7 protein-coding genes are annotated in these 8,735 nt (G+C 73.2%); 4 read left to right on the top strand and 3 right to left on the bottom strand.

The window, feature by feature from the left end; genetic code table 11:
* Positions 1-92 precede the first annotated feature (92 nt).
* From ABIE39_RS11620 to ABIE39_RS11610, 3 genes are read right to left on the bottom strand one after another with little or no spacing between them, the layout of a single operon-like run.
* Positions 93-1,175 (bottom strand): Gfo/Idh/MocA family protein, encoded by a 1,083-nt coding sequence (locus tag ABIE39_RS11620; RefSeq protein ID WP_354051850.1) that lies wholly within the window; start codon positions 1,173-1,175, stop codon positions 93-95.
* A complete protein-coding gene (locus ABIE39_RS11615; RefSeq protein ID WP_354051848.1) occupies positions 1,172-2,239 on the bottom strand; it encodes a Gfo/Idh/MocA family protein in 1,068 nt (355 codons plus the stop codon). The genes ABIE39_RS11620 and ABIE39_RS11615 overlap by 4 nt, the downstream gene beginning before the upstream one ends.
* A complete protein-coding gene (locus ABIE39_RS11610) occupies positions 2,236-2,991 on the bottom strand; it encodes a FadR/GntR family transcriptional regulator (protein WP_209829425.1) in 756 nt (251 codons plus the stop codon). Before ABIE39_RS11610 ends, ABIE39_RS11615 begins: the two co-directional genes overlap by 4 nt.
* 100 nt (positions 2,992-3,091) lie before the next feature.
* Between ABIE39_RS11610 and ABIE39_RS11605 the strand changes: the two genes are divergently transcribed.
* The 4 genes from ABIE39_RS11605 (at position 3,092) to ABIE39_RS11590 (ending at position 8,731) form a co-directional block, all read left to right on the top strand.
* The gene (locus tag ABIE39_RS11605) at positions 3,092-4,696 is read left to right on the top strand and encodes an ABC transporter substrate-binding protein (protein WP_108050736.1); all 1,605 of its coding nucleotides are present in this window, start codon (positions 3,092-3,094) and stop codon (positions 4,694-4,696) included.
* A gap of 138 nt (positions 4,697-4,834) precedes the next feature.
* The gene (locus ABIE39_RS11600; RefSeq protein WP_074804505.1) at positions 4,835-5,791 is read left to right on the top strand and encodes an ABC transporter permease; all 957 of its coding nucleotides are present in this window, start codon (positions 4,835-4,837) and stop codon (positions 5,789-5,791) included.
* A gap of 1 nt (position 5,792) precedes the next feature.
* Positions 5,793-7,892, top strand: coding sequence for a dipeptide/oligopeptide/nickel ABC transporter permease/ATP-binding protein (locus ABIE39_RS11595; protein WP_354051845.1), 2,100 nt, complete (start codon positions 5,793-5,795; stop codon positions 7,890-7,892).
* The gene (locus tag ABIE39_RS11590) at positions 7,889-8,731 is read left to right on the top strand and encodes an ABC transporter ATP-binding protein (RefSeq protein ID WP_209829427.1); all 843 of its coding nucleotides are present in this window, start codon (positions 7,889-7,891) and stop codon (positions 8,729-8,731) included. The genes ABIE39_RS11595 and ABIE39_RS11590 overlap by 4 nt, the downstream gene beginning before the upstream one ends.
* Positions 8,732-8,735 lie beyond the last annotated feature (4 nt).

Raw genomic sequence — 8,735 nt, 5'->3', positions numbered from 1 at the left:
CAGCACCGCCCCCGGCCCCGACCGCACCACCGCCTCCACGGCATCCGCAGCCAGCACCGCCAACCGCTCCGCCGGAGCGATCACGACCTCCATCAGACCCTCGCCTCCTCGCGCACCGTCCGGTGCTCCACCGCGACGACGTCGCCCGTCTCGACCGAGCGGTACGCCGCGTCGATCACGGCGAGCGACGCGCGCGCCTCCTCGATCGCGTAGTCCGGCCGTCGGCCGGCCAGCACCGCCCCGACCACGTGCCGCAGGTACGCCGCGGCGGCGACCTGGCCCGCGTCGGCGGCGATCGCCGTGCGCCCGTCCACGCCGAACCGCGCGACGGCCGGGGCGTCGTCGTCCGCGACGGCGTGGCCGTGCGACCCGAGCAGCCGGACCGACGACGTGGTGGGCGTGCCGCCGGGCGCGAACGGGACGCGCCCGAGCGTGACGGTCGCGGTCACGCCGCGCTCCAGCTCGAGCGTGACGACCGCCGTGTCCTCGACCCCGGCCTCGCGGTGCGGCTCCAGGAAGAGCGACCCCGCGAACGCGTGCACCTCGAGGGTCCGCAGGCCCGTGAGGTGGTGCGCCGCGTCGGCGCAGTAGCCGAGGAAGTTCAGCAGCTCGCCGCCCCCCGAGAGGGCGCGGTCCACGACCAGCTCCGGGCGTTCGACCGACGTCGCGAGGTGCGCCCCCGAGGCGAGGAGCTCGAGGTCCAGGTGGCGCGGCAGGCCCACGTGGCCGGCGTCGACCCACGCGCGCAGGCGGCGCAGCGCGGGCGCCTGCGTGCGGTTCACGACGGCGCACGTCCGGCCCGTGCGGGCGGCGACCGAGACGAGGTGGTCGGCGTCGGCGAGGGTCGTCGCGACGGGCTTGTCGACGAGCACGTCGAGCCCCGCCTCCAGCAGCGCGGCCGCGAGGCGGGCGTGCCGGGTCGGCTCGGCGCACACGACGACCAGGTCGACCGCGCTGCCCAGGGCCTCCGCGGCGGCCGTCACGTCGGCGACCTCGGCGTACGGCAACCCGGCGCGCTCGGCGACGGCGCGCGAGTCGTCGCGCACCCAGCCGGGCGCGTCCGCCTCCTCGACGACGCCGACGAGCTCGACGCGGTCGTCGGCGCCGAGGATCCGCAGGTAGTCGGCCGCGTGGCGCACGGCCGACGCGAACGCGACGCGCAGGGTCGCGCTCATGCCGCCACCCCCGCGGTCGCGTAGCCGGGGACGTCGGCGACGCGCTCGCGCCGCCCGGAGACGAGCGAGCGCTGCGCCGCGAGCGCGGTCGCGAGCGCCGCCCGCACCTGCGGCGTCGTGACGACGGGCGCCGCGTCGCCGCGCACCACGTCGAGCCAGTGCGCGAGCTGGAGCCCCAGCGCGCCCTCGACGGAGACGGGCGGGGCGGTCGTGGCGTCGGAGTGCAGGCCGTCCTCCTCGGTGGTCGAGTGCGCGAGCGTCCCCTCGGTCCCCACGAGCACGACCCGCCGCACGAGCTCGCCGCGGCGGCGCAGCGCGTAGCAGAGCTCGAGCGTCGCGAGCGCGCCCGACGCCGTGCGGAGCTGCACGTGGAACGAGTCGGGCGACTCCATGTCGGGCGAGAACGTGCGGAAGCCGCGCGCGAAGACCTCGACGGGCTCGTCGTCGAGCAGCCACGTCGCGGCGTCCATGATGTGAGTGCCGTTGTGCACGGGGTGGCCGCCCGAGAGCTTCGGGTCGAGCTGCCAGCCGCGCCACCCGGCGGGCCACGCGTGGCCCGTGTACCAGGAGATGTGCGCGAGCCGCGGGGTGCCGATCTCGCCTCGGCGGGCCGCGGCGGCGAGCGCCGTCACGGCGGGCTGGAAGCGCACGGTCTGCCCGACGACGAGCGTCGTGCCCCGGCCCTCGGTCGCCGCGACCATGGCGTCGAGCTCGGGCAGCGACAGCGCCGCCGGCTTCTCGACCTGGACGTGCTTGCCGGCCTCGCCCGCGGCGATCGTGTCGCGCGCGTGCGTCGGGGTCGCGGTGACGACGTCCACGGCGTGCACGGCGTCGTCCGCGAGGGCGTCGTCGAGGGACGTGGTCGCCCGGGCTCCGGGGACGAGCGCCGCGAGCGCGCGGGTGCGCTCGAGGTCGTGCCCGACGACCCAGCGCACGTCCGCGCCGTCGAGCGCCGCGAGCGCGGTGAGGTGCTCGCGGGCGAACGCCCCGATCCCCACGACGGCGATCCCGACGGGGGGGCGGCTCGACGCTCGCCCGGCCGGGGGGAGGTGCTGAGGACTCACGCCGTCGTCACCCCGAGGGCCCGGTCGATCGGCTGGTAGTGCGAGGCGACGGCGTCGCGGAACGCCTCGACGTCGCCGGCCTCGGCGGCGTCGAGCATCGCGCCGTGCGCGCGCGCGGTCTGGTCGAGGTCGGCGGCGACGGAGAGCCCGAGCTTGGGGATCACGGCGGTGTGCACGTCCCAGAACGCGGCGACGAGCTGCCCGACGAGCGAGTTGTCGAGCCGCGCGAGGAGGCCGGTGTGGAACGCCCGGTCCTGGGTGGGGAACGACAGGCCCTGCGACGCCGCGGCGACCATCTCGTCGACGAGGGCGTGCAGCTCCGGGTTCGACGTGCCGGCGAGGCTCGCGACGATGCGCTCGGCCATGGCGAGGTCGAGGGCCTGGCGCACCTCGACGACGTCGCGCAGCGCCCGCAGGTCGTCGCCGGGGGAGAGCACGCCGCGGAAGACGAGCGCCTCGACGAGCGCATCGAGCGACATGCTGCCGACGAACGTGCCGTGCCCGTGCCGGACCTCGACGATGTCGAGGGTCGACAGGGTGCGGATCGCCTCGCGCACGCTCGACCGGGAGACGCCGAGGTGCTCGCACAGCTCGGCCTCGGTGGGGAGCGGGTCGCCCGGGCGCAGCCCTTCGCCGAGGATGAAGTCCTTGATCCGGTCGGCGGTGGTGGTCCGCCGCGGTGCGGTCGCACCGGTGCTGCCGGCTCTGGAGGCGTCGAGCGTCGCGAAGCTCCTCCGCCGTGGTGTCGCCATCTTGACCCCTTCGGTTTCTGGTCCTAGTGTCATGCTACACAACGTCAGACATCAGACATCTTCTCTCCGGAAGAGTGTCGGTCTCATGTCAGGAGAACCAATGAAGCTTCACGTCAGCTCACCTCCCCGTCGCCGGGGAGTCGCTGCGGTCGCCGCGGGCGTCGTGCTCGCGCTCGGCCTCGCAGCGTGCTCGGGTGGCGACGCCGCACAGGACGACCCGACCGAGGGCACCGCCGCCCAGGGCGAGATCGACCAGGACGCCGTGATCGAGGCGGGCATCTCGTACTCCCTCTCCGGTGGCTTCGACCCGATGATCACCACCGGTGCCGTGACAGTAGCCGCGAACTGGCACGTCTTCGAGGGGCTCACCGAGCTCGACCCTGCGACGCGCGAGGTCTACGCGGCGCTCGGCACCGAGCTCCCGGCGCAGGTCGACGACACCCACTACGAGGTGGACATCCGCGAGGGCGCGGTCTTCCACGACGGCACCCCCGTCACCGTCGACGACGTCGTCTTCAGCTTCGAGCGCGTGCTCGACCCGGCGAGCGAGTCGCTCTACGCCGGATTCATCGACTTCATCGAGTCCGTCACCCCGGTCGACGACGACACGGTCTCGATCAACCTCAAGTACCCGTTCAGCCTCGTCCCCGAGCGCGTGTCGGTCGTCAAGATCGTCCCGAAGGCGCTCGTCGAGTCCGACTACGAGGCCTTCAACGCCCTCCCCGTCGGGACCGGCCCGTTCAAGATGACCCAGGCGACGCCCGACGACAAGATCACGTTCGAGCGGTTCGACGACTACAACGGCCGTCGCCCCGCGCTGGCCGCCGGTCTCGTGTGGAACCTGCTGTCCGACCCGGCCGCGCGCGTCACCGCGATGAGCTCCGGCACGGTCAGCGCGATCGAGGACGTCCCCTACATCGACGTCCCGACGCTCGAGGGCGCCGTGGACGTGGAGTCGGTCCAGTCGTTCGGCACGCTCTTCATGATGTTCAACACCGACCTGCCCCCGTTCGACGACGTCCGCGTGCGCCAGGCGTTCTTCTACGCCCTCGACATGGACAAGATCATCGACAACGGGCTCCTCGGCAACGGTGCCGCGGCCACGAGCTTCCTGCCGCAGAGCCACCCGAACTACCACGAGGCGTCGACCGTCTACTCGTACGACCCGGAGAAGGCGAAGTCGCTGCTCGCCGAGGCCGGCGTGAGCGACCTGTCCATCACCCTCATGACGACGGACACCGGCTGGGTCGCGGACATCGCCCCGCTCATCAAGGAGAACCTCGACGCGATCGGCGTCGACACGACGCTCGACATCGGCCAGTCCGGCGGCCAGTACACCAAGGTGGACAACGGTGACCTGCAGGTCATGGTGGCGCCCGGCGACCCGTCCGTCTTCGGCAACGACCCCGACCTGCTCATGCGCTGGTGGTACGGCGACAACGTCTGGTCGCAGTCGCGCTACCGCTGGAACGACGACCCGAAGTTCGCTGAGCTCCAGTCGATCCTCGACGCCGCCGTCCGCACGTCGGGCGACGAGCAGCAGGAGCTGTGGGACCAGGCGTTCGACCTGATCTCCACCGAGGTGCCGCTGTACCCGCTGCTGCACCGCAAGCTCCCCACCGCCTGGGACGGCGAGAGCCTCTCCGGCTTCAAGCCGCTGCCGATCACCGGGCTGTCGTTCCTCGACGCCGGCCTCGTCAAGTAGCAAGCCGGCTCGACGCCGGCGCCGACCGACCCCGGGCCCCCTCGCCCCGCCCCCTTCGGGCGAGGGGGCCCGGCACCCGCACGGCACCCAGAACGGACAGACCATGCACCGCACCCCCGACGCACCAGGAGGCCGACCGTGAGCGCACTGCTGCGGCTCGTCGGACGCCGCCTCCTGCAGCTGCCGATCATGATCCTCGGCATCACGTTCCTCGTGTTCCTCGTGATGTCGTTCTCGCAGGTCGACCCCGCGATCCAGGCCCTCGGCGAGGGCGCCTCGGTCGAGGCGCGCGAGGCGTACCGCGAGGCCAACGGGCTCAACGACCCGCTCCTCGTCCGGTACGTCGCGTTCCTCGGCGGCCTCCTGCACGGGGACCTCGGCACGTTCAGCGCACGTCAGGTGCCCGTCGCCGACGAGGTCGCGCGCGCCCTGCCGATCACCCTGCAGCTCACGCTCATGGGCCTCGTCATCGCCGTCGTCGCCGCGCTCGTCATGGGCATCCTCGCGGCGCTCTACCGCGACCGCTGGCCCGACAAGGCGATCCGCGTCGTGTCCGTCGCGTCCCTCGCGACGCCGTCGTTCTGGCTCGCGGTGCTGCTCATCCAGGTCGTCACCCTGAGCGCCGGGTGGCTGCCCGCGAGCGGGCCCCTGCCCGACCCGTCCGAGGACCTCGGCGGCTACCTCGCGCGCATGGCGCTGCCCGCGCTCGCGCTCGCGATCCCCGTCGTCGGCCAGCTCACGCGCGTCGTGCGCACGTCCGTCGTCGAGGAGCTCGACAAGGACTACGTCCGCACCGCGATCGGCGCCGGCATCCCGCGCCACGTCGTCGTCGGGCGCAACGTGCTGCGCAACGCGCTCATCACCCCGATCACGGTCCTCGGCCTGCGCGTCGGCTACCTCATCGGCGGCGCCGTCGTCATCGAGATCATCTTCGCGCTGCCCGGCATGGGCACGCTCATCCTCAACGGCGTCACCAACAACGAGCCCAACCTCGTGCAGGGCGTGACCCTCACCGTGGCGCTCGCGTTCGTGCTCATCAACATCGTGGTCGACATGCTCTACGTGCTCGTCAACCCGCGGATCAGGACGGTGTGACGTGCGTCGACAGCTCACCGAACGACTCTCGACCCCCGGGCTGCGCCTGCGTGCGCTGCCCCTCGGGTCCAAGATCTCCCTCGCGTTCGTGCTCCTCGTGGCGCTCGCGGCGGTCTTCGCGCCGCTCGTCGCGAGCCACGACCCGCTCGCCACCGGCACCCCCGTCCAGCCTCCGGGCGCGGAGAGCTGGTTCGGCACGGACCGGCAGGGCCGCGACATCTTCTCCCGCGTCGTCTACGGCGCGCGGTACTCGCTCGTCATCGGCCTCGGGGCCACCGCGATCGCGCTCGCCGCGGCCGCCGTGCTCGGCGCCGTCGCCGCGACGGCCCGCAAGAGCGTCTCCGAGACCCTCATGCGCGTGCTCGACATCATCATGTCGTTCCCCGGCATCGCGCTGGCCGCCGTGTTCGTCTCCGTCTTCGGCCGCTCGCTGCCCGTGCTCGTCCTGACGATCGCGTTCCTCTACACGCCGCAGCTCACGCGCGTCGTGCGGGCCAACATCCTCGACCAGTACGGCGAGGACTACGTCGCCGCCACCCGGGTCATGGGCGCGCGCACGGCCTGGATCCTCGCGAAGCACGTCGCCCGCAACTGCGCGGCGCCCGTGCTGGTGTTCACCACGGTGCTCGTGGCCGACGCGATCGTCTTCGAGGCGTCGCTGTCCTTCATCCAGGCGGGCGTGCCCGACCCGGAGCCCTCGTGGGGCAACATCATCGCCGCGGGTCGCGACCTCGTCATGGGCGGCTACTGGTGGGCGACGTTCTTCCCCGGCCTGGCCATCATGCTCACCGTCCTGTGCCTCAACATCCTGTCCGAGGGCATGACGGACGCGATGGTCGCCGCCCCGCGGGCGACGCGCGCCACCCCGGCGAAGGCCGTCGCGACCGACTCCGACGACGCGGCCGTCGCCGCGGAGCTCACCGCGATGGACGCCGACGAGCCGGTCGAGACACCGGACGAGGCGCGCCTCGCCGAGTCCGAGCCGGTCGTGCCGGACGTCGAGCCGGAGGTCACGCACGTCGGGCGGGCCGTGCCCCTCGCCACGCGCCTCGCCACGCTGCGCGCGGCCGAGTCGGCCCGCACCGACCGTCCCGTGTACGACGGCGACGCCGAGCCCCTGCTCGAGGTGCGCAACCTGTCCATCCGGTTCCCGCGCCACGGCGACGTCGCGGTCGTGGACGACGTCTCGTTCTCGGTCCGCCCGGGCGAGACCATGGCGCTGGTCGGCGAGTCCGGCTGCGGCAAGTCGATCACGTCGCTCGCCGTCATGGGCCTGCTGGACCCCTCGGCGCAGATCAGCGGCGAGATCCGCTACGACGGCAAGGACCTGCTCGCGATGGGCAACCGCGAGCGCGCGTCGCTGCGCGGCACCGAGATCGCGATGATCTACCAGGACGCGCTGAGCTCGCTCAACCCGTCGATGCTCATCCGTGCGCAGATGAAGCAGCTCACGCGCCGCGGCGGGACCCGCACGGCCGAGGAGCTCCTGGAGCTCGTGGGCCTCGACCCGGAGCGGACGCTCAAGAGCTACCCGCACGAGCTCTCGGGCGGGCAGCGCCAGCGCGTGCTCATCGCCATGGCCCTCACGCGCGACCCGAAGCTGGTCATCGCGGACGAGCCGACGACGGCGCTCGACGTCACCGTCCAGGCCCAGGTCGTCGCGCTGCTCGACGAGCTGCGCGTCAAGCTCGGCTTCGCGATGGTGTTCGTCAGCCACGACCTCGCGCTCGTCGCGCAGATCGCGCACCGCATCACGGTCATGTACGCGGGCCAGGTCGTCGAGCAGGCGCCGACGAGCGAGCTGCTCACCGACCCCCGCCACGAGTACACGCAGGGCCTGCTCGGCGCGGTGCTCTCGATCGAGCAGCGCTCCACGCGCCTGCACCAGATCCCCGGCACCGTCCCGTCACCGCGCGACTTCCCGACGGGCGACCGGTTCGCGCCGCGCTCGTCGCGCCCCGACCGCGGCCTCGACGTGCGGCCCGTGCTGCGCGCCGTGGACGCCGACGGGCAGCACCTCGTCGCGATGCCGCCGGACGAGCCGGTCGGCGCCGTCGCGGGCGGTGGCCCCGCCCCGATCACCACCGGAGGGACGCGATGAGCGCCACCGATCAGACCCCGCCCGCCGCGGAGCGGGGGTCCGCGACCGACCACGACACCCCCGTCGTCGAGCTGCGCGGCGTGCACGTCGTCTTCAAGGCCCGCACGGGCACGCTCTTCAAGGCCACCCGCGTGCACGCCGTGAACGACGTCAGCGTCGCGGTGCGTCGCGGCAGCACGCTCGGGATCGTCGGCGAGTCCGGCTCGGGCAAGTCGACCATGGCGAAGGTGCTCGTCGGGCTGCAGGCCCCGACGTCCGGCGAGATCCGCTTCCGCGGGCAGCCGGTGGACACGTACACGACGCGCGTGCGGCGCGAGGTCGGGCGGGTGGTGTCCGTCGTCTTCCAGGACCCGGCCACCGCGCTCAACGCCCGCATGCGCGTGCGGGACGCGCTGCGCGACCCGCTCGACGTGCACCGCGTCGGCGACGCCGCGTCGCGCGAGGCGCGCGTCCGCGAGCTCGTGCACCTCGTCGGGCTGCCCGAGTCGGCGCTCGACGCGCTGCCCGGCCAGCTCTCCGGCGGGCAGCGGCAGCGCGTCGCGATCGCGCGCGCCCTCGCGCTCTCGCCCGACGTGATCGTCGCCGACGAGCCCACGTCCGCGCTCGACGTGTCCGTGCGCGCCCAGATCCTCAACCTGCTCGCCGACCTCAAGGCCACGCTCGACCTGGGGATGGTCTTCATCTCGCACGACATCCAGACGGTGCGCCACGTCTCCGACGAGATCGTCGTCATGCAGGGCGGCCGCATCGTCGAGTCGGGCCCGGCCGCGCGCGTGCTCGACGACCCCCAGGACGACTACACCCGCACGCTGCTCGCGGCGGCGCCCGCCCTCCTGTGAGCGG

Origin of the sequence: Cellulosimicrobium sp. 4261, assembly GCF_040546915.1 — a bacterium.
In the GTDB taxonomy this organism is placed as follows: Bacteria; Actinomycetota; Actinomycetes; order Actinomycetales; family Cellulomonadaceae; genus Cellulosimicrobium; species Cellulosimicrobium cinnabarinum.
This window is presented reverse-complemented; position numbering and strand designations above follow the sequence as displayed.